At 63.8% G+C, this 18,874-nt stretch carries 22 protein-coding genes; 7 read left to right on the plus strand and 15 right to left on the minus strand.

What is annotated here, in order from left to right; genetic code table 11:
* The first annotated feature begins 54 nt into the window (after positions 1–54).
* On the plus strand, positions 55–555 hold the full coding sequence (locus CPZ01_RS12025) for a DUF2240 family protein (protein WP_172863963.1): 501 nt from the start codon (positions 55–57) through the stop codon (positions 553–555).
* A gap of 1 nt (position 556) precedes the next feature.
* On the plus strand, positions 557–964 hold the full coding sequence (locus tag CPZ01_RS12030) for a hypothetical protein (protein WP_096395397.1): 408 nt from the start codon (positions 557–559) through the stop codon (positions 962–964).
* A gap of 52 nt (positions 965–1,016) precedes the next feature.
* Here CPZ01_RS12030 and CPZ01_RS12035 read toward each other — a convergent pair whose 3' ends face one another.
* Complete coding sequence (locus CPZ01_RS12035) at positions 1,017–2,924, minus strand: methyl-accepting chemotaxis protein (RefSeq protein WP_096395399.1); 1,908 nt, start codon at positions 2,922–2,924, stop codon at positions 1,017–1,019.
* Positions 2,925–3,194: 270 nt separating this feature from the next.
* Here CPZ01_RS12035 and CPZ01_RS12040 point away from each other — a divergent pair, with 270 nt between their 5' ends.
* The gene (locus CPZ01_RS12040; protein ID WP_096395401.1) at positions 3,195–4,490 is read left to right on the plus strand and encodes a DNA double-strand break repair nuclease NurA; all 1,296 of its coding nucleotides are present in this window, start codon (positions 3,195–3,197) and stop codon (positions 4,488–4,490) included.
* 573 nt (positions 4,491–5,063) lie between these two features.
* Here CPZ01_RS12040 and CPZ01_RS12045 read toward each other — a convergent pair.
* From CPZ01_RS12045 to CPZ01_RS12085, 9 genes are all read right to left on the minus strand, one after another.
* Positions 5,064–5,798 (minus strand): CPBP family intramembrane glutamic endopeptidase, encoded by a 735-nt coding sequence (locus CPZ01_RS12045; protein ID WP_096395403.1) that lies wholly within the window; start codon positions 5,796–5,798, stop codon positions 5,064–5,066.
* 94 nt (positions 5,799–5,892) lie between these two features.
* The gene (locus tag CPZ01_RS12050; protein ID WP_096395405.1) at positions 5,893–7,179 is read right to left on the minus strand and encodes a glucose-6-phosphate isomerase; all 1,287 of its coding nucleotides are present in this window, start codon (positions 7,177–7,179) and stop codon (positions 5,893–5,895) included.
* Between the two features lie 85 nt (positions 7,180–7,264).
* Positions 7,265–8,368 (minus strand): DoxX family protein, encoded by a 1,104-nt coding sequence (locus CPZ01_RS12055; protein ID WP_096395407.1) that lies wholly within the window; start codon positions 8,366–8,368, stop codon positions 7,265–7,267.
* Between the two features lie 119 nt (positions 8,369–8,487).
* The gene (locus CPZ01_RS12060; protein WP_096395409.1) at positions 8,488–9,048 is read right to left on the minus strand and encodes a class I SAM-dependent methyltransferase; all 561 of its coding nucleotides are present in this window, start codon (positions 9,046–9,048) and stop codon (positions 8,488–8,490) included.
* 90 nt (positions 9,049–9,138) lie between these two features.
* The gene (locus CPZ01_RS12065; protein ID WP_096395411.1) at positions 9,139–10,281 is read right to left on the minus strand and encodes an aminotransferase class V-fold PLP-dependent enzyme; all 1,143 of its coding nucleotides are present in this window, start codon (positions 10,279–10,281) and stop codon (positions 9,139–9,141) included.
* 86 nt (positions 10,282–10,367) lie between these two features.
* Positions 10,368–10,706: a thioredoxin gene (gene trxA, locus CPZ01_RS12070; RefSeq protein WP_092920344.1), complete on the minus strand. Its 339-nt coding sequence runs from the start codon at positions 10,704–10,706 to the stop codon at positions 10,368–10,370.
* Positions 10,707–10,936: 230 nt separating this feature from the next.
* Positions 10,937–11,221, minus strand: coding sequence for a translation initiation factor eIF-1A (locus tag CPZ01_RS12075; protein WP_006628131.1), 285 nt, complete (start codon positions 11,219–11,221; stop codon positions 10,937–10,939).
* A gap of 100 nt (positions 11,222–11,321) precedes the next feature.
* Positions 11,322–11,999 carry a P-loop nucleotide/nucleoside kinase family protein gene (locus CPZ01_RS12080; RefSeq protein WP_096395413.1) on the minus strand — a complete coding sequence of 226 codons (678 nt, stop codon included), beginning with the start codon at positions 11,997–11,999 and terminating at the stop codon, positions 11,322–11,324.
* Between the two features lie 64 nt (positions 12,000–12,063).
* The gene (locus CPZ01_RS12085) at positions 12,064–12,369 is read right to left on the minus strand and encodes a helix-turn-helix transcriptional regulator (protein ID WP_096395415.1); all 306 of its coding nucleotides are present in this window, start codon (positions 12,367–12,369) and stop codon (positions 12,064–12,066) included.
* Positions 12,370–12,740: 371 nt separating this feature from the next.
* Between CPZ01_RS12085 and CPZ01_RS12090 the strand changes: the two genes are divergently transcribed.
* The 3 genes from CPZ01_RS12090 to CPZ01_RS15055 all read left to right on the plus strand — a co-directional run bounded on the left by CPZ01_RS12090 (position 12,741) and on the right by CPZ01_RS15055 (position 14,134).
* On the plus strand, positions 12,741–13,070 hold the full coding sequence (locus tag CPZ01_RS12090) for a MarR family transcriptional regulator (RefSeq protein WP_096395417.1): 330 nt from the start codon (positions 12,741–12,743) through the stop codon (positions 13,068–13,070).
* Positions 13,071–13,406: a repressor phrH2 gene (locus tag CPZ01_RS12095; RefSeq protein WP_096395419.1), complete on the plus strand. Its 336-nt coding sequence runs from the start codon at positions 13,071–13,073 to the stop codon at positions 13,404–13,406.
* Positions 13,407–13,483: 77 nt separating this feature from the next.
* Complete coding sequence (locus CPZ01_RS15055) at positions 13,484–14,134, plus strand: hypothetical protein (protein ID WP_157745970.1); 651 nt, start codon at positions 13,484–13,486, stop codon at positions 14,132–14,134.
* Here CPZ01_RS15055 and CPZ01_RS15060 read toward each other — a convergent pair.
* From CPZ01_RS15060 to CPZ01_RS15075, 4 genes are read right to left on the minus strand one after another with little or no spacing between them, the layout of a single operon-like run.
* Positions 14,093–14,593, minus strand: a complete 501-nt coding sequence (locus tag CPZ01_RS15060) for a hypothetical protein (protein WP_157745972.1) — start codon at positions 14,591–14,593, stop codon at positions 14,093–14,095. The genes CPZ01_RS15055 and CPZ01_RS15060 overlap by 42 nt on opposite strands.
* Positions 14,593–15,243, minus strand: coding sequence for a hypothetical protein (locus CPZ01_RS15065; RefSeq protein ID WP_157745974.1), 651 nt, complete (start codon positions 15,241–15,243; stop codon positions 14,593–14,595). Before CPZ01_RS15065 ends, CPZ01_RS15060 begins: the two co-directional genes overlap by 1 nt.
* A 45-nt stretch (positions 15,244–15,288) precedes the next feature.
* Positions 15,289–16,308, minus strand: a complete 1,020-nt coding sequence (locus CPZ01_RS15070; RefSeq protein ID WP_157745976.1) for a hypothetical protein — start codon at positions 16,306–16,308, stop codon at positions 15,289–15,291.
* A gap of 52 nt (positions 16,309–16,360) precedes the next feature.
* Positions 16,361–17,038, minus strand: a complete 678-nt coding sequence (locus CPZ01_RS15075; protein WP_157745978.1) for a hypothetical protein — start codon at positions 17,036–17,038, stop codon at positions 16,361–16,363.
* Positions 17,039–17,225: 187 nt separating this feature from the next.
* Here CPZ01_RS15075 and CPZ01_RS15080 point away from each other — a divergent pair, with 187 nt between their 5' ends.
* Positions 17,226–18,593 carry a hypothetical protein gene (locus tag CPZ01_RS15080; protein WP_157745980.1) on the plus strand — a complete coding sequence of 456 codons (1,368 nt, stop codon included), beginning with the start codon at positions 17,226–17,228 and terminating at the stop codon, positions 18,591–18,593.
* A gap of 3 nt (positions 18,594–18,596) precedes the next feature.
* On the opposite strand, the gene CPZ01_RS12105 is transcribed toward CPZ01_RS15080, so the two are convergent.
* Positions 18,597–18,854 (minus strand): hypothetical protein, encoded by a 258-nt coding sequence (locus CPZ01_RS12105; RefSeq protein ID WP_096395423.1) that lies wholly within the window; start codon positions 18,852–18,854, stop codon positions 18,597–18,599.
* Between the last annotated feature and the right edge of the window lie 20 nt (positions 18,855–18,874).

Here is an 18,874-nt window from a genome sequence, read left to right on the forward strand (position 1 = left end):
GAGCGCGCCCCCGCGTTCGACACGTTTACGCGCCCGCCGCGCCGTCCGTTCCACATGAGTCTGGAGGTCGCCGTCGCCGCCCCGTTCAAGACCCGGGCCCAGGACCGGCTCGGCGAGGGGGAGTTCGTCGTCGCGCTGTCGCTGGAGCGGGAGTGGTTCTCGCCCGACCAGGCGAAGCGCCTCGTCGACGTCGCCGTCGGTCGCGGGCTGCTGGCCTCGGAGGACGGCGATCTGGTCCCGCAGTTCGACCCGGCCGAGGTGACCGTTCCGGAGGGGTTCGCCCCGGACGAATCGGTGCTCCGCGAGCAGTCCACCTTCGAGAGCGCGCTCGACGCCATCGTGGCCGCGGGCGTCGAGAAGCAGCGCGCGGTCGCCGCGATCAACGAGCGACAGCGCGCGCTGGCGGTTACCATCGAGGCCGCCGCGGTCCTCTACGCCCGCGAGCAAGGGGCCGCGGTCGACCGCCTCGCCGCCGACGTGCGCGAGGAGCTCGCCGCCGCGGCGGGCGACGGAACGGCAGATCAGCGCGCCGCCGACGACTCGGAGGCGGCCTGAGATGGTCACGGACCGCCTCGCCGACGGCGTCCGGATCGCCGAACTGCTCGCCTCGGAGGTGACCGGCAACGAGAGCGACCTCCGCGGGCTGGCGGTCGTCGACGCCGACCGCGAGGTCGAGCCGACGGCCGACGGCGCGCTGGCGTACCGGATCGCCCGCGAGGAGTCCGGAACGGACGAGGACGCGACCGAAACGGTCGCCGAGGTGTACGTCCAGCCGGACCGCGTGCGGGTCGAGGCGATAGCGGCCCCGGACGCGGCCGCGGAAGCGGCGAGGGCGGTCGACCTCCGCGCGCGTCCGAAGGCGGTTCACCCGCCGCGCACGCTGGTGTTCGTCGAGGACGGCGCGGGCGTGAAGCGGGCGCTCGCGGTCCTCGAAGCGGTCGGAAACGCGTCGGGCGAAGAGTAGCCGGCGGCCGGCGTCGATCCGCTAAAAAAGAGCCCCGTCGCGCGGTCGTCGACTACTCGGGCTGCCCGCCGTCGCCGACGGCGACGTTCGGGCCGGTACCGGCCGCGGGGTCGGCGTCAGCGCCGGTAACGTCGAAGTCGCGGACGAGCGCGCCGAGCCGCTCGGCCTGCTCCGCGAGCGAGCCGGCCTCCGCCGTCGCCTCGTTCATCGCGGTCAACTGCTCGTCCGCGGCCTCGGCGACCGCGTCCGCCTCGTCGGCGGTCGACTGGCTGATGTCCGCGACCTCCTCGGCCATCGAGACGGTCTCCTCCGTGCTGGCCGCCTGGTCGTCGGTGGCGCGGCTGATCTCGCGGATCCCCTCGCCCGCCTCCGCGGCGTTGTCCGACACCCGCGCGAACGCGTCCGCGGCGTCCTCGACGGCGTCGGCGCCCGCGGCGATGTTCTCCTCGGCGCTCCGGACCGCGTCGACGGTCCCCTCGGTCTGCGACTGCGTAGCGCCGATGAGCTCCTCGATCTCCGTGGCCGCGTCCTGGGTCTCCTCCGCGAGCTGTTTCACCTCGTCGGCGACGACCGCGAAGCCGTCGCTCCCGCCGCCACCGCCGCCGGCGCGGGCCGCCTCGATGTTCGCGTTGAGCGCGAGCAGGTTCGTCTGCTCGGCGATGTCGCCGATGAGGTCGACGATTTCGCCGATGTCCTCCATCCGCTCGTCGAGCTCCTGGACGGTCTCCGCGGCGTCGTCGAGCGCCTCGCGGGACTCCTCGACGCGGTCGATCGCGGCCTCGGCGGTCTCCTCGCCGTCGTCCGCGATGTCGGCGGTCCCCTCGGCGACCTCGACGACGGTCTCCGTCGAGGAGGCGACCTCCTCGATCGTCGCCGAGAGGTCGTTCATCTCGTCGGACACCTGCCGGAGCATCTCGCGCTGCTCGTCGGCCCCCTCGGCGATCTCCGTGACCGACTGGCTGACGGCCTCGCTCCGGTCGGCCGCGGTCTCGACGCCGTCGACCGTGTTCGCGCTCGCGGTCGACACCTCCTGAGCGAACGACCGGACCTCGCCCATCGCCTCGTCGATGTCGTCCATCATGCCGTTGAACGCCTCGCCGATCTGCGCCATCGCCTCGCTCTCGCTTTCCGCGTCGAGCCGTACGGTCAGGTCCCCGGCGGCCGCTCTGTCCATCGCGGCGCTGTAGTCGTCGGCCTTCGTCTCGAGGTGGCTGTTCAGCCGCTCGACCTCCTCGCGGCGCTGTTCGACCTCCGCCTTCGCCGCCTCGACGTCCTGTATCTCCGACTGCTTCCGCTCGGCCAGCTCCAGCTGCTCGCGCGCCGCCTCGCGCGACTTCTCGATCGAGTACCAGTTGACCATCAGCGCGCCGGCGAGCGCGAGGACGAACACCGCGTGAATACCGCCCCAGACGATCGGGTTCTCGATCGCCGCGGTGTGGTTGTAGACGAGGCTCGAGTCGATGAGGCTGAACGCGGCGTGGCCGATCGCAACGTACGCGACGCCGACGGCGAACGGGAGCCAGTCCTCGTACAGCGCGAGCACCCCGATGAACACGAAGAAGCTGAAGTGCGCCTCGATGTACCCGCCCGACAGCTTCACCATCGCCATCGAGACGGTCATGAGGCTGAACGCCGTGAGCACCGTCCGCTGGCGGCGGCCGAGCCGCGACCAGTTCGCCAGTCCCGCGGTGCCGAGGATGACGGCGACGAACCCGCCGAGCATCCACAGCGGCGTCGCCGGAATCCGTGCGCCGGTGATCGATTCGGTCCCGCTGTACAGCCCCATCGCGATCAGCAGCGGCACCTGTATCACGGTCGCGATCAGGATGTTCCGGTGGCGCGGCGCCCACATCTCCTCCGGCATCGAGGTTCCGTCCGGGATGTACCGGATCACCTCCCGAACGCTCCCCGCTACCCCACCCGATTCGCCCGCGTCCACTCCGGTCGCAGTCTCTGCCATGCCCGACGATTGTCGTATCTTATTAAAGAACATCGCCTCTAACTATTATCGCTGATACCGTCGTTTAGCGCGCTGAGCAGTGCTAATAAACTGATCGCGTCCGACCCGCGGAGCGCACAGTACCCGCGTATTTTGCTGCTTTCACGACAAAAGCCGAACAAGTTCGGCGATCGGAGGGCCGACTCCCCGAACTCGCCCGGCCGGACGGGCGGCGACGCCGCCGACCGCGCGGCCGACGACTTTTATAACCGTCCGGTCCGCCGTACGGTCGTGACGCTCGATCCGATCCACGTCGAGAACATCGCCCAGCTCGCGTACGGCATCGGCGGCGACGTGGACGCGACGGACCACGACGACCTCGCCGAGCGCGTGTGGCGCGAGTGGCTCCCCGAGCTCCGCCGCGACGGCCGCGTCGTGATCGAGGCGCTCGGCGACCACGAGCGCCGCCGGGCCGCCATCGACGACGTCGCGCTCGCCGAGCGCCCGTTCGAGACCGTCCACGGCCTCGACTCGGGGACGATCAACCCGACGACCTTTAAAAACGGTCTCGTCGTCGACGTCGCGCACGCGGCGATGGCGAGCTCGCCGACGGACCTGGACCTCCACCGCGACCGCACCATCGTCGCCACCGTCCACGCCGGCGACTCGACCGCCGGCTTCGACAGCGAGTGGACCCGCCGCGACGAGGGCCACACCAAACAGCGCGTGCTCCACGTCCCGCGGGTGAACCGCTACGCGGAGCGGGTCGTCCACGCGCTCGCCTTGTACCTCGCGGAGGGGACCCACGCGCTCGACCGCGCCGACGAGGTCGACGAGCTGCTCGTCCTCGACGGCCCGATCTACCCGAAGGAGCTCTTTACGTGGGCCGACCGCGACCCCGAGCTCGGCGCGCTCGCCCGCGAGGCGAAGCCCCGCGCGGTGATCGAGAAGTACGTGCGCCTCGTCGAGCGGTTCGCCGAGCGCGGCGTGCCGCTCGCCGGCTTCGTGAAAAATCCCGCGAGCGGGGCCGCGGTCCGGGCGCTCTCGCGCGCCGGCGTCGAGTCGCCGTGGCCCGACGACACCGCGCTGTTCACCCGGTTGCTGGAGCGTCGGGAACAGGGTGACGGCGCCGAACCCGTCGGAACGGACGGTGACGACCCCGCCGCCGACCGCGGCGCCCGCCTCGACGACGACCTCACCTTCACCACCTGGTTCCGCAGCCGCGGCGGGGCGGACGCGCCGATGGCCGCGGACGGCGACGCGCTCGGCGTCGAGCGCGAGCTCGACCCCGAGCTGTACGAGCCGACGTTCATGGTCGTCTACGACCCGCGGACCGACGTGACGTACAAGCTGGAGGCGCCGTACGCGTTCACCCGCGACGCGGCGACCCGCGAGCGGCTCACCCGGCAGGTCGTCGCCGAGGTGGCGGCGACGCGCGGCCCGCCGGAGCCGGTCGCGAAGGCGGACGAGCTGGCGCGGATCTCGGCGACCGAGAAGGCCGCGCTCCGCCGGAAGTTCGAGGAGCGCCTCGGCAGCGACCAGCAGGCCACCTACGACGACCTGCGGTGGGGAAAAGAGACGTACTAACCTGTCGTCGATCGGTTATAAATAGCCGATTCCCGATCGGCGGCGAGCTCCTCCAAAGCCCCAGGCACTCACTTATAAATGATCGACTGCGGATCGACGACGAACACTTCCAAAGCCCCAGCCGCGAGGGATCGCGCGGCTTGCTGTCGTTCGAAAGGCGCTTCGCGCCTTTCGTGATGACGAGAGAGCTTCGCTCTCTCGAACCACGTTCCTCGCTCGGTCGCTAGCGCTCTCTCGCTGCGGTACTTGCTGCGCCGTGCTTCGCCCTCGCGGCAGCGAGACGCTACGCGTCTCTGGCAGCCGGCGGCTTCGCCGCCGGCGACTGCCCCTTTGAGTCCCACCCCGCACCGCTCCGCACAGCAGCCTCACGCCTCCCCAGCCTCGTCGCTGGCACCCTCCGCTTCGCTCCGGGAGCCAGCGACTCCAGCGAGGGACCGAAGGTCCCTCTGGCAGCCGGCGCGTAGCGCCGGCGACCTCGCGCGGGCGACTCGCGCCCTGCGGGCGCTCGCCGGCACGCGCCACCGCAGCGTTTCAATTGGAGTGTTCGCGTTTCAGAATCAGTCGCGCCCACACTCAGAGCGCCTGCGCCAGCAGCACCGCGTAGGTGACCGCGTTGTAGATGCCGTGAACCAACCCCGGCACCACCACGTTGTCCGTCCACTCGTAGAGCGCGCCGAGGACCGAGCCGAGGACGACCACGACGCCGACGTACGCCCACTGCTCGACGGGCGTTCCGGAGACCGACGGGAGGTGGATCAGGCCGAACGCGAGGCTCGCGATGAGCACCGCGGGCACGGCGTCGAACGCGCGCCGGACGCCGCCCTGGACGACGCCGCGGAACAGCAGCTCCTCGACCGGACCGACCACCGCGAGCGACACCGCGATCATCGCGAGGTAGTAGACCACGGGGTCGCCCGCGGGGACGACGGCCTGGTTCTGTCCGGTGGAGAGGCCGAGCTGGTCGAGCGCGAACAGCGCGCCGTACTGGAACGCGAAGAGGACGGCCCCGCCGCCGACGATGATCGCGGCCTCGCGGCGATCGGGTCGGGCGACGCGGGCGATCTCCCACTCGTCGGTTATCGCGAGGTAGCCGACGGCCGCGAGCGCGAACCCGCCGAACTGGAGCAGCGTCCGGAGCAGCTGGTGGCCGGTCGTCCCCTCCGACACCAGCCCGAGGGAGGCCGCGAGGTCCGCCCCCGGCGCGGTGATCGCGCTCGCGACGAGGAGCGCGAACACGATCGCGAACAGCGCGCTCGCGACGCGGGACAGCCGCTCGCCGACCGCCGAGGCCGAGAGGTCATCGCTCATTGCCGGGACCACGGTTCGGGAGGCTTTAGGCGCACCGGAAGGGGATCGGCGCCGTCGAGGGACCGGCGATGGCCCGCCGGCGGCGGCCGCGGCGTCAGTCGATCCGGAGTTCGCGCTTCTGTTCGACCGCCTCGGCTTCCGCGAAGTCGCCGCCGCCGAGCAGCCCGCGCGCCGCCTTCTTCCCCCACTCGACCGCGGGCTGCGTGAACGTCGAGACGCTCGCGAGCTCGCCGTACAGCACGCAGGCGGCCTCCATCCCGTACAGCAGCTCGCCGAGCGCCCGCTCGTCGACGCGGTCGATCTCGACGCGCACGTTGGGGACGCCGGCGGCCGCGAGGCTCGCCTCCGTCGCCTCGAACTCGGCGTCGAGGAGCCCGCCGAGCGACGAGCCGCCGAGGTACGCGAGCCCGTTGAGGTCGGTCTCGGGGATCGGTACGTCGGCGCGCTCGGTCGGGCGCACGAGCGTCACCAGCTTGTCCGGCGGCCCGGCGCGGTAGAGCTGGAGCTGGGAGTGCTGGTCCGTCGCGCCGAGCGCGCGCGCCGGCGTCTGCCCGAGCCCGTCCTTCCCGAGGCTCTCGGCCCACAGCTGGGCGAACCACTCCGCGAACGTCTCCAGCGACTCCGCGTACGGCATCACGGCGTTGGTGCGCGCGCCGCGCTCCGCGAGCGCGTACGTCGCCGCGCCGTAGGCGTACGCGGGCGACTCGTACAGCGACCCCGCGAGCGCGTCCATCCCGTCGCGCCCCCCGGCGAGGACGGCCTCCACGTCGCGGCCCTGAAGCGCGGCGACCGCGAGCCCGACCGTCGAGAGGACGGAGAACCGTCCCGGAACGCCATCGGGGACCGACAGCGAGGGCAGGTCGTGGCGGTCGGCCAGCTGGCGGAGGTTCCCTTCCTCGCCGGTGGTGACGAGCGTGCGCTCGGTCCAGTCGACGCCCGCGTCGGCCATCGCCTCGCGGACGACGAGGAAGTTCGCGAGCGTCTCGGCGGTCGTCCCCGACTTCGAGACGACGTTGACGACGGTGTCGTCGAGCGGGAGGTCGGCGAGCAGCGCCCGCGTGTCGTCGGGGTCGACGTTGTCGAGGACGTACGCGTCCACGTCGCTTTCGAGCGCGTTCGACAGCGTCGCCGCGCCGAGCGCGCTGCCCCCGATGCCGACCGTCAGCACCGCCTCGGGGCGGTCGAACCCGTCGACCGCGGCGTAGATCGCGTCCGGGTCCGCGGTCTCGGGGAGGGTCAGGGCGGCGTAGCCGAACTCGTCGTCGGCCATCCCGCCCGCGATCCGCTCGTGTGCGGCCGCGACGCGGTCGTCGAGTCTGTCCAGCGTTTCCGTCGTGAGCCCGGGGGTCGTCTCCAGGGCGTTGCCGAGGTCCACGCGCATACGTGTCTCACCGCGCGAGAGCGACTTAAAAACCGCCGACCGGGCCGAGCGCCGCCCCCGCGGCGAGGACGCGGCGACCGGAAGGTCAGTCGGCCGCCGCGACCGGTTCCTCGCCGTCGTCGAGCGCCGGGCGACCGATCAGCCGGTCGACGGAGAGCGGGCCGGCGCCGAGCGCGAAGACGGCCGACGCGAGGCCGAACAGCGCGACGTGAGCGAGGACCGGGTCGTCCGGGAGCCCGAACAGCGTCGTCGTGAACAGGACGAACGAGAGCGCGGCCGCGCCGCGCGTGAAGAAGCCCGCGATCAGCGCGAGGCCCACGGCGACCTCGGTAACGCCGGCGCCGACGACCCACAGCCCCGGGTCGACGGGGACGACCGACGTGAGGTCGTACTTCTCGACGACCTGTAGCGCGCTCGCCGGATCGGCGAGCTTCTGGATCAGGCCGAGGTAGACGAACGAGACGCCCATGCCGACCCGGAGCACAGTGGGGACGTACCGCCTGAGCGGGGCGGTCGCCTCGTCGAGGAACGACTTCAGGTGGTGGACCGGGTCGATCCGGCCGTAGTACGACCCCGGCGTGCTGGCGACCTCGAGCAGCATGTCGTCGGCGCTCGGCCGACCGCCGCCGAGGACGAGCAGCGCGAGGAGCACCGGGACGTACTCCACGGCGAGAACGACGAGCGGGTCGACGGCGACGAGCACCCACGCGTACGTCAGCAGGCCGGTCGCGGCGGTGATCCGCGTCGCGAGCCCGAAGAGGGTGAAGAAGCCGAGCCCGATGAAGAGGACGCGGAGCAGCGGGCTGGTCGCCGGTTCGAACGAGAGCGTCGGCGCGAACAGGTACCCTTGGAAGCCGGCGCCGACGAGGGGGAGCCCGACGGCGAGCCGCAGCATCCACGGGACGAGGTCGCCGTAGCCGGCGAGCTTCTCGCGGAGGACGACGACGTCGACGACGGTCGGGCGCACCCAGAGGTACGCGCCGATTCCGGCGGTCGCGAGGAGCCCGGAGCCCGCGAACAGCGCCGCGTTGAACGGGTCCGACAGCACTTCCGCGATGAACGCCACCGCGTCGAGCGGGTCGCCCGAGTCCTCGGTGACGTAGTCGACGTGGGCCGCGGCCGGCCGAGCGACGAGCGTCGCGAACAGGGCGAACGCTGCGACGGCGACCGATCGGAGACGAACGGACATACCCCACGTACGAGCCGAACGCACCTAACGGTATTTCTTCACGAACGTTCGAATCCGACCCTGTAGGTCGTTTCTGCGCCGCTTCGAGCCGCTCGATAGCCGCGTCAGGGGGTCGCCGCCTACGGCGCTCGCGCGACGAGCGCGAACGTCTCGGTCCGCGTCTCCGCGCGCTCCACGTCGAACCCGGCCTCGGCGAGCGCGTCGCGCGCGTCGCTCACGGGGAAGCGCTCGTCGACCGGGGGCCCGTGGTCGCCGTCGCCGTCGGCCGACCAGTCGAACACGACGAGCCGTCCGTCCGAGCGGATAACGCGGGCGACCTCGTCGATCGCTTCCGGGCTCGCGAACTCGTGGTACGTCATCGTCGAGAACGCGCCGTCGAGCTCGCCGTCCGCGAACGGGAGGTCTGCGACGTCGCTCGCGACGAGGTCGACGTTGTCTGGAGCGCCCTTCTCGCGGTAGTACTCGTGCATCTCGGACTGGACGTCGACGCCGTAGACCGTCTCGGCGTGCTCGGCGACGTCGTCGGTGTAGAAACCGGTGCCGCTCCCGAGGTCGGCGAGGACGCCGAACGCGCCGGCCGCGAACGGACCGACGACCTCCTCCGCGGACACCCAGCGATACCGCACCGCCGGTCGCTCGAGGCGGTCCGCGCCGTCGGCGTCGAACGTGTGGAATCCCATGTTCGGTCTTGTGCGTCGAGCGCTAAAACGCGTCCGGTCGAGCGGCGCGCGGTCGCGTCCGCCTCGGGATCGAGCGACCCCGCCCGCGGCTCACCACTCGGACTCCAGCGCGTCGAGGAGACGATCGATCTCGGCCTCCGTCGAGACCGCGTGTACCGACGCGCGGATCCCGTTCGGGTGCGGTAGCGACCGGACGACGATGTCGTCGTCGGCCAGTCGCTCGACGGTCGCCTCCGGGTCGTCGACGTCGATCGTGACGAGCCCGGACTCGTAGTCTCGCGGGCTGAGCAGTCGATCGTCGGGGACGCCGGCCTTCAGGCGGTCGGTGAGCGACTCGATCCGCGACTCGATCGCGTCGAGGCCGACGGCGTCGATCGCGTCGAGCGCCTCGACGAGGCCGACGTGGGCCGCCGCCGTCGTCGTCCCGACCTCGAAGCGGCCCGCCGCCGACTTGAACTCGATCTCGTCGCCGGTCGGGTCCTCGACGCCGCGGTAGCCGACCGCGCGCGGCGCGAGGTCGGCGGCGGCGTCGCGGTCGACGTAGAGGAAGCCGGCTCCCCACGGGCCGAGCGTCCACTTGTGGCCGGCCGCGGCGACCGCGTCGGCGCCCCACTCGTGTACGTCCATCGGGACCTGACCGGGCGACTGGACCGCGTCGACGAGCGTGAACGCGCCGGCGTCGTCGGCGATCTCGACGAGGTCGGCGACCGGGAGGCGGGTGCCGTGCGTCCACGTGATCGCGCTGAAGCAGACGAGGCGGGCGTCCGCGACGGCCTCGGCGTACTCCTCGCGGTCGACGCGGCCGTCCTCGGTCTCGACAACGCGCACCTCGACGCCCTCGCGTTCGAGCCGCTGCCACGGCAGGACGCCGGCCGGGTGTTCGAGGTCGGTCCGGACGACGACGTCGCCCGGTTCCCAGTCGATCGCGCCGGCGACCCGATTTATTCCGTCGGTCGTGCTCTCGGTGAGCGCGATCTCCTCCGGGTCGGCGCCGACGAACGCCGCGATCCGCTCGCGCACCCGGTCGTACGTGTCGAACGCGTGTTCGTACGGATCGGTCGTCGCGGAGCCGTACTCGTGGTCCGCGACGAACGACCCGGCCGCCTCGACGACGTACTCGGGGCTCGGCCCGTGCGCGCCGAAGTTGAAGTACGCCGCGTCGCCGAGGGCCGGGACGTCCGCGCGGAGCTCTCTCGGGGTCATACCGTCGTCGTCGAGTTGGATCGTTCTCATGGTGTCGGTTTCGGCGACTCGGGCCGCGACTGGCCGATCGGCGACCGCGTCCCGGGTGATTCCGTGTGCGATGCCCGAAGGTGCGCTCAGGCGGTGTGCTCGCCGATCGCGTCGGCAAGCGCCCGCTCGCTCTGCGCCCCGACCATGCGCTCTGCGAGCTCGCCGTCCGAGAACACGAGCAGGGTCGGGATGCCCTGAACGCCGTACTCGCCCGCCAGCGCCTGGTGGACGTCGACGTCGACCTTCAGGACCGTCGCGTCGGTGTCTTCCGCGACCGCCTCGACGGCGGGCTCCATCATCTGACACGGGCCGCACCAGTCGGCGTAGAAGTCGACGAGGACGACGCCGTCGGCGACGTGTTCGTCGAACGCGTCGGCGTCGGTCAGCTGGATCGGCTCTCCGGGTGCGGCTTCTGTCGAACTCATACCCGGACGTACGCGCCGCGCGGTAATAATGGTTTTGGATAGTATTCACAATACTATGGTGGAAAGGCGCGCACCGGCCATCCGGCTGCGCCGCGATACGAGCCGGTGCGGTGGCTATCCCCGTTCGAAAATTCCGTCGGAGCGAGCGAACCCCGGACCTGACGGTGTCGGAGCGGAGAGAGATCGCAAGGAGACAGTCGGCGGCGACGCGGTGCGGCGCGGTACTTCGACTACTGAATGTGGCCTTCGCGGCGGAGCTGGTCGGCGTCCTCGTCCTCGTATCGCCACTCGACGTTCGCCTTCTCGTCCTGCCAGTCCCACGGCTCCGCGAGAACCACGTCGCCCTCGCTGATCCACGTTCGGTACTTCATGCGGCCGGGGATTCGACCGAGCCGCTCGACGCCGTCGGCGCAGCGCAGCTGAACGTGGTTACCGCCGAGGTGCTCGGTCACCACGGCGAACACTTCGTCGTCGTTGGGCATGCGGAGATTCTTCCGCCCGGATTCTTCGCTCATACCTCCAGTAGTGCGCTCGCCCGTATAAGTGATTGGAGACGCGTGTGTGCCCCCGTCACGCGATATGTTCGCACGAAACTGGTGCCGCGGACGGCGACGCTCACTCCGCGTCGGTGACCGGGGCCGAGCGGTCGCCGCCGTCGGTAGGCTGGTCCTCGGCGGCTTCGCCCCCGCCGAACGCGTCGTCGACCTGCGCGAACGTCTCCGCCTCCGTGCCGGAGTTGTCGACGACGACGTGGTCGGTCGCCACCTCGTCGAACAGCTCCTTGAAGCGGAGGTGGATCTCGAAGTCGGCGTCGCTGATCCCGTCGCGGCGCTCGATCCGGCGCTCGACGACGGCCTCGTCGCAGGCGACCTCGACGAGGTCGAACTCGGCGGCGGCCGCGGCGGCGGTCTCGCGGGCGTCCGCCCGGAATCGGGCGTCCGCGAACGTCGCGTCGAGGACGACGGCGTCGCCGTCGTTGACGTCCTCGCGGGCGCGGTCGAGGAGTTCGGCGTAGACGGCCTCGGTCTCCGCCTCGGTGTACTCGGGGTCGTCGAACAGCTCCTTGCGTATCACGTCGGTCCGGCGGATCCGCCCGTCGACGTGGGCCGCGACCCGCTCGGCGACGGTCGTCTTGCCGACGCCGGGCAGCCCGCAGACGACGACCAGCCGCCCGGTTGAGGGGCCGTCGCCGTCGACCGAGACCGACGGCGTCGGAGCGAGCGAATCCGCCGTTTCACCGCTTGATTCGGGGGATTCGGTTCGGTCCGGCGCTCGGCCGCCTCGGTCACTCATCTACCGGTATCCTCCGGGGAGAGGTAAAAGAAAGTTCGCATCCGAAGGTCGCTGCGGACGACTCTTACGCTTCACCCCCAGCTTGCCACGCGCGGCGTGCTTCGAGCGCGCGACGCGCGGTCTCGGTGAGCCGGTACTCGTTGGTTCGCCTGTCGCGTGCCTGCTTGGCGACGAGGTCGCGCTCGACGAGCCTGTCGAGGTTCTGGTAGAGACGGCTGTGGTTGATCGCCTCGCCGTAGTAGTCGGCGAGGTCTGTCTTCAGGGCCGTCCCCTTGCGGGCGTTCTCGTGGGAGAGCGCCCAGAGGAGGTCGCGCTGGAACGCGGTGAGGTCGGCGAGCGCATTGCGGTCAGGCGCGCACTCCGCGCTCATGCGTCATCCTCCGCGCAGGAGTAGCAGACGGGCACGCCGCGTGCGGCGTCGAAGCCGTCTGCCGGCGCTGGACAGCGCGCGCAGTCGGTGGGTTCGCTCGATTCGCCGGTCGTCGCGCAGGGCTTAAGCCCCGCTGTTGTCATCGTTGGCATGGTTCTGTGTCACGGCACAGAACCCAACCCGGTCGGGTGTGCCACCACCGCGGCCGGGATTCCTACATTTCATCGCGAGCCGAGGGTTCGTCACTCGGGCTCCGTGAGCGACACTATATTTTCTTGGTACATTAATATACCGAACGCTTATCAGCGCTCTTTTGGTTCTTAGAGAATCCTACCGAGCGTAATATGGACAAAGGCGTGGCAATTCACCATATGAGATATGCTGGCGGATGGATGACTGCGGCAGACGACCGTATCTTGGAATATCTATCTGAGAACGAAACTGGTTCGCCCGCCAAAATGAAGAGAGAAGGACCGATCCGTTATTCTCGACAGCAGATCAATCGCCGGTGTAAGCGACTGGCCGAAGAAGGCCTCGTACGACATCTAGGAAACGGAGTCTACATTATCACCGACGACGGTGAGGCGTACCTCGACGGTCGGCTTGATACTGAGAATTGGACCTACATCGACGACGACAGCGAGGCCGTCGAGGCGCAGGACTCGTCGAACGGCGAAGCCTCGAACGGAGGGGCGACCTGAATGCGCGACTCCGCCCCGTGGATGGGCAGTCTCGACGAGCGAATTTTAGAGCGGCTCGCTGAGGACGGTGACGCCGACGCATGGGAGATCGCGTTCGATATTCGCGGGCGTGTCAGTCAGAGCCGGGTGAGTGATCGGTGCGAGGTTCTGGCGGATGCCGAGCTCGTCGAACAGCACGAGCGCGAGATCGTCGACGGGCGATATGAGGTCTATTGGTCGATTACGACGTGGGGTGAGCTGTTCTTGGGTGAGGATGTCGACCCGAGTCTCGACGTCCCGGTGCCGAGTCCGCGGCCGCCGCACGCTACGCGGCCGAGTGAGTGGGCGGGGTTCTGAGATGTGTCCTGAAACAGTACAATGAATTCGATAGACGAGCTTAAGATTAATTTACTTGTTTGTGGTTGTGTATCTCAATGACAGAATTAGCTCAATTCAGTGTCACCCCTATTATAGAGGATCCCCAGTTAGACCGTGGGGAGGATTTGTATCTTAGTATCTATTTCTCCGGGAATGGGGAAATAGATCATAATAAACTTCATATTCAGTTCCCACTTGACGATGTATTCAAACAAGGTGGAAGTGAATTTGTTGAAACGGTGGAAGACAACTACAACATCAACGTGAACAGGGAAAGTGCTTCAGATGTTGGATACTCTATTCGATTGAGTGACGCTCATTTTGAATATGATGAGTCATCAGATTCACCGGAGGAATTTGGAAGAATTGGCGGTGAGAGGAATCATGGATACAACCCGCCACTGTTAGTGAGATTAAAAACCAAGGACGATGCTAGGCCTGGTGATTATACAATTCCAATTACTTTCACATACCAAGATACAGAAGGAAATATTGGACAAGATTACAAGGAATCCTCATTTCATGTAAAATCTTGGCAAGAAGAAAACAGCGCGATGTTAAAAATAATCGCCGGCTTGGCAGCTATATTTACAGTATTGTCTATTATCATAGGTCCAATATTGGATGGGATAGCGTTTCTTTATCAATTGATCGACTTTGCTATATCATTCTATAGCGGCATTCTTGACCAATTCCACTTGTTCTAGCACTTCCTCAGCCCTGAGATCAAATATTGTGAGTAAATACCGATCTTCTGGCAGGTAGTCGGTATCAGCCTTAATTTCTAACAGTCCATCATCTGACAGAGATTCGTTGGTACGTAGGTTTAGAACTCTTGAACTGGGGTCAAAATCTGAATGTTCAGTACCTCTAACACCTGGATACAGAGGTCCTACTGATTCGAAATAGATTGGTAAATTTCCACAGGCATTTGGAACGACAAATACGATCTTCGCACGGCCTATAAGTCCGCTCTCTTCAGAATATATACGGACTGGATCCCTATCAGATTCATCTTCATTCGTTTCTTCCCCATTTATCAAGGGATCAATCCCTATACTAATCCCGTTTCCGAATCCCCCGTTTCCGGCTCCGTCATTGCCCTCTCCCCAGCCACCGTCGGTAATCGCTGGTGTCCTTACTGAAATGGATTTGACAGGACCCATTATTTACTGATAACCTCCCTCTCAAATATCTGGGTAATATACTCAGTATCGTCATTAATTTCCCCATCTTCTGCCTGATTCTGTATGTCAAGCGAGTCATCGGCATATGTGACCAATATATTCTGTTTGTTTCTTTCAAATATAATATCTGCCCGCTCTACGATATACTTCCCAGCTATATCTGCGAGATCAAGGCCATCAATCTCGCTATGCGAACGTAACTGCCCCTTATACAGAATCTCAACTTCCAGAATCTCATCTGCTTCTTTTATAAAATCCCATATAGCTTGTCTAGTGGGAAACAAACCGGGATAGATTTCGACATTTTCCGGTAGAATTTTCCCTAGTTTTTGTATGATCTCTCCACTAGATGGTGTATCTGACTCGGTACTCACTAGTATGATGCCAGACCCGCTTCGATAGGAGAGTTCTCCAGAGTATACCCTCTTCACGGACTTATCAAAGGGATTCGTCGTTTCGTATTTGAATTGAGCTTCGAGAATTCGCTGATCACTATATGGATATTCTTCGATTAAGGGTTCAACATCGATTACCTCAACCGAGGTAATCGATAGTTGTCCGCTCGACAAGCCCGGTAGGGATGACTCCCACTGAGAGATATCCGAGCTAGCTTTACGGACACTGACCATATCTACGTATTACAGTAGGGATATATGGGTCTTTTTACCTCACCATCATATTCCGACGTTCCACTCAGACGGCGGTTCATCACGCAAGTTCGCAAAGCGACGCAGTAGTGTATCCGGGATCGTATCGATCCTCACTCCTTGGTTGATACACTCTTCGTAGATACCTTCGAAAAACTCGAAGGGAGGATACTTGTCCACAGGATCGAGGGACTCCCAGTGTTCATACAGCTCAACTAATTCCTTGACGAATTTTATCGCGAGGGCTATGCGAAGCGTATCGTTCGTGGTCTCACTGATCGCTCCCTTCGACGCCTTCACGTGTATCTTCGTTTTTTCTATTTTAGCGGCTATCTGTACCCCGTCCATCGTAAAGAAGCCCTCAAGCATCGAGACGCTCTTCTGCCGGAGGATTCCAATAAGAAGAGGGGTTGACTGTCCCAAATTTTGTGAATCGCTAACGATGTTGCTGCGACCAAAGTAGTCCTCACGGCCTTTCGCTTCCGAGTCGGTCAACTTCCTGATTCCAAGCCCCGAAGCAAGATCGTCACCGGTGCGATATTTATAAAAGAGCCACAGCAGAAAGTCCGCGTCAAATTGAATTTCTCGAAGTAGGACTCCAGTAGAGAGGACTCGCTGTAGCCGTTCCTTTGCCGACTCCATTTCGCCCTTTTGGCCCCGCAACGCAATGAATTCCGGATGTACCCAGTACGCATCTACATTGTTGATAGTCGGTATATGAACTATTCTACGTTCGCCATCAACCTCAGCTTCTTTTTCGATGAAGTCTTCGTGCTGGTAGCGGATTCCGAGTAAGTTGTCGGCGATTGCTTCCAATTCTTCGTCAACATCCTCGTCGTCGCGTATATAATCGCGAATGCTCAGTAGTTCAAATCCGTCTCCAGGTTGACTGAATGACCCGGGCTCAAACTCAGGTAGATCATCGTGGATCTCGGATTCGACAGTAGTCACCGAGTCGTCTGAATAGATGTTAGAGTCGTCTTCAAACTCTAGAACGGAATTGAATATCAGGTACCCGCTATAGCTAAATTCGTTTTCCTCTGGCATGGATTATTATTCGAGTTGATGTGTCTGTATGGTATAAATTTTATCCATCTTATTATTTGTTCAGGTGTAGAATCTCGTCAATAACGTACTCCGCGAAATCAGTTGATTCGTAATTACTCGGCTGGTATACGTCGATATATCCACTTTCAGTCAGACTCACTTTCACCTTCTCTTCTCCCCTCCGGTGGTTTACCCCTACTTGATTCTTATTCGAGGTTTTTAGCGTGTTTCCAATGTGAGCGTCGCTAAGTACATTTTCACCGTATACTACGCCCTTTTCTGCTTCGCTACCAACTCCATAGAACCCGACCTGCCAAGGTGTACTCTCACTGTGTTCCGACAGGAACTCAGCCAAGTCGAACTCTGCCCTCTCAACGGACTCTAGTCCGACAATGTCTCTCAGCATGTCGAAGAGGAATACGCCGGAGCCACTGTCGACTACTACAAATTCTCCGGGTACAAAGACGAACTCCGTATATTTCGTCTGACGTTGACCCTCTTCGACAACTGTGATCTCCCCTTGATCAGTAATTTGTACGGTTTCCTCTTGAACAATGGATTGAACAGCTGCGCGGCCAGTTTGGACTGTGAATCCACTCCCCACGTTATTGTGAGTTTGCGTTACTTCGATACACTCGGTTAGTGGTGTACCATCCTGCTCAACCGTTCGATGGTAAGATTCCACCTGCCGCGGCTCACCCTCAACAATGCCGATTACTCCTGACTTCATGATAGTTGGATAAAACGACCCGGATGAAAAACTCTAGCTATTCGGAAATAGGTCAGTACATTCTTCACAACTATCTACTCTGGGGAGGCACCTCGCTAAATCAAATTGAAAAACATCTTGCTCACTCGTTTCACTTTCACCACACTTGTGATCAACTTATTTCGTCGGATTTCATAGATCCCGGTATATGAGTTTCATAGCCCTCCTTGACGGCGAAAAAGCGATTTCACCGTTCGAGGTTGATCAGCCAGATCCCAATCTCAACTGTGTTGAGTGCGAAGGGCCAATGTACGTCGTTGTTGAACACACACGGAACAACGGAGCGCTCGTCTCTCGCCACTTCAGACATAATCCCGGCGTCGACGACAGCAACTGTAACCTCAGCGGCGAGAGCGACATCCACGAGAAACGAAAGACAATCGCGCTCTCAAAAGCGCTTGTTGAGTTCGAGGGGAACTGCGCTGAGTGGGGAGTTGAAGAGCAGATCGGGTCCAAGCGGGCAGACTCCTTTGTCCGGTTCGAGGAGCCGCATCCGAAGTACGGTCACGGACTGGCAATCGAGTACCAACACAAGAACATCTCCAAGAACCGCGACGAGTCAACCCAGAACTACCTCGACGAGGGATTCACCACTGTCTGGCTCTGGGACGGTCAGTTCACGAGTGACGATGATGTCGATCTCTTCGAGGGCGAAGTCGTCCCCGTGTGGCCCACCGCAGTCCCAGACCGTTCTGAGTGGGGGCCGACAGACGAATTCGAGTTCGATATGTTCCCGCTCCGCTCATGGACCACTTCTGGCGAGGACAGTTCTCCGGGATTCAGCTCCTACTTGAAACCAGATCGCATTACTCGCCATCGCCAAACGGCTCGGGACGTTTGGGACTTTGAGTTCCCTGATTCGCCTTCGATATTGGTTCGTCTCCCGGACGAGTGGTACGACCGCTATATCCGCGAGCTTTGGGACACCGCACCGTGGGACCTCCGGTTCGACGATCCCGGCTCGTACGGCTTGGAGAGATGGATCGCTAGCGCAAGCGACGAGCAACCGGAAGTAGCAATTTCGGTGATTCTTCCTCCCGAGTATTATCAAGAATTGGCCACTGACCTCCGGCGTTCCGTTCCATGGGAGCAGTTCTTCTCCGGTACGGTTTTCGAGAACAACGACTCTCTCCGTCACCCCCGATCCGGTGTCACGGGTGCCGATTCGAGACCGGACGTTACAGGGTCGCTCCCATTTGTGGATTGGTTAATCGATACAAAGAGAGTGATCAGGCTGAAAGATCGGTCGAGCAGCTATCGTCTGGTTTCTCTCGATGACGCCGATCCCGACGACTACTATCGGTACCTTCTCCCTCACGAGTTGGCTCTCAAAACGGATTATGGAGGACCAGAACCTCCGCCGGGCACATTTGATGATGTTCAGTGTCGGAACTGTGGCAGGTACTGGTATGTTGGTGAAGAGCGGCTAGAGTGTCAAAAATGTGGCTCAGACGTTGATTGGGACTGGAACATGAGAACGGGCCGAATTGGTTCTGTGCCAGACTATGTAGAGTAGAATCTATTCCTCGGTGAATTCCCACTCCAGCGTATCAGGGTCAACCCGCACTACACCGACCTTCGCCGTTTCATCCATCACAGCGATATCGATTTGATCTCGAACGTGCGACTCGACGGAGAGCTCTTCGAGTCGCCACTCTTGCGTATCTAACTCCGGCGGAATATCGTCTCCAGACACGACGTTCACCGATCGAAGTGTCCCATACCGTTCTGACGTGACCTCCACTTCGACAGGGAATTCAACGAGGTCACCGCTCATACGTCGACTTCACCGCCCCA

The sequence above is a fragment of the Halorubrum trapanicum genome (assembly GCF_002355655.1).
Lineage (GTDB): Archaea > Halobacteriota > Halobacteria > Halobacteriales > Haloferacaceae > Halorubrum > Halorubrum trapanicum_A.

Excerpts from the sequence above, each read along its gene's own strand:
- CPZ01_RS12025 (WP_172863963.1), top strand. The coding sequence starts at position 55 with ATGAGTCTGGAGGTCGCCGTCGCCGCCCCGTTCAAGACCCGGGCCCAG.
- CPZ01_RS12030 (WP_096395397.1), top strand. The coding sequence starts at position 557 with ATGGTCACGGACCGCCTCGCCGACGGCGTCCGGATCGCCGAACTGCTC.
- CPZ01_RS12035 (WP_096395399.1), bottom strand. The coding sequence starts at position 2,924 with ATGGCAGAGACTGCGACCGGAGTGGACGCGGGCGAATCGGGTGGGGTA.
- CPZ01_RS12045 (WP_096395403.1), bottom strand. The coding sequence starts at position 5,798 with ATGAGCGATGACCTCTCGGCCTCGGCGGTCGGCGAGCGGCTGTCCCGC.
- CPZ01_RS12050 (WP_096395405.1), bottom strand. The coding sequence starts at position 7,179 with ATGCGCGTGGACCTCGGCAACGCCCTGGAGACGACCCCCGGGCTCACG.
- CPZ01_RS12055 (WP_096395407.1), bottom strand. The coding sequence starts at position 8,368 with ATGTCCGTTCGTCTCCGATCGGTCGCCGTCGCAGCGTTCGCCCTGTTC.
- CPZ01_RS12060 (WP_096395409.1), bottom strand. The coding sequence starts at position 9,048 with ATGGGATTCCACACGTTCGACGCCGACGGCGCGGACCGCCTCGAGCGA.
- CPZ01_RS12065 (WP_096395411.1), bottom strand. The coding sequence starts at position 10,281 with ATGAGAACGATCCAACTCGACGACGACGGTATGACCCCGAGAGAGCTC.
- trxA (WP_092920344.1), bottom strand. The coding sequence starts at position 10,706 with ATGAGTTCGACAGAAGCCGCACCCGGAGAGCCGATCCAGCTGACCGAC.
- CPZ01_RS12075 (WP_006628131.1), bottom strand. The coding sequence starts at position 11,221 with ATGAGCGAAGAATCCGGGCGGAAGAATCTCCGCATGCCCAACGACGAC.
- CPZ01_RS12080 (WP_096395413.1), bottom strand. The coding sequence starts at position 11,999 with ATGAGTGACCGAGGCGGCCGAGCGCCGGACCGAACCGAATCCCCCGAA.
- CPZ01_RS12085 (WP_096395415.1), bottom strand. The coding sequence starts at position 12,369 with ATGAGCGCGGAGTGCGCGCCTGACCGCAATGCGCTCGCCGACCTCACC.
- CPZ01_RS12090 (WP_096395417.1), top strand. The coding sequence starts at position 12,741 with ATGAGATATGCTGGCGGATGGATGACTGCGGCAGACGACCGTATCTTG.
- CPZ01_RS12095 (WP_096395419.1), top strand. The coding sequence starts at position 13,071 with ATGCGCGACTCCGCCCCGTGGATGGGCAGTCTCGACGAGCGAATTTTA.
- CPZ01_RS15055 (WP_157745970.1), top strand. The coding sequence starts at position 13,484 with ATGACAGAATTAGCTCAATTCAGTGTCACCCCTATTATAGAGGATCCC.
- CPZ01_RS15060 (WP_157745972.1), bottom strand. The coding sequence starts at position 14,593 with ATGGGTCCTGTCAAATCCATTTCAGTAAGGACACCAGCGATTACCGAC.
- CPZ01_RS15065 (WP_157745974.1), bottom strand. The coding sequence starts at position 15,243 with ATGGTCAGTGTCCGTAAAGCTAGCTCGGATATCTCTCAGTGGGAGTCA.
- CPZ01_RS15070 (WP_157745976.1), bottom strand. The coding sequence starts at position 16,308 with ATGCCAGAGGAAAACGAATTTAGCTATAGCGGGTACCTGATATTCAAT.
- CPZ01_RS15075 (WP_157745978.1), bottom strand. The coding sequence starts at position 17,038 with ATGAAGTCAGGAGTAATCGGCATTGTTGAGGGTGAGCCGCGGCAGGTG.
- CPZ01_RS15080 (WP_157745980.1), top strand. The coding sequence starts at position 17,226 with ATGAGTTTCATAGCCCTCCTTGACGGCGAAAAAGCGATTTCACCGTTC.
- CPZ01_RS12105 (WP_096395423.1), bottom strand. The coding sequence starts at position 18,854 with ATGAGCGGTGACCTCGTTGAATTCCCTGTCGAAGTGGAGGTCACGTCA.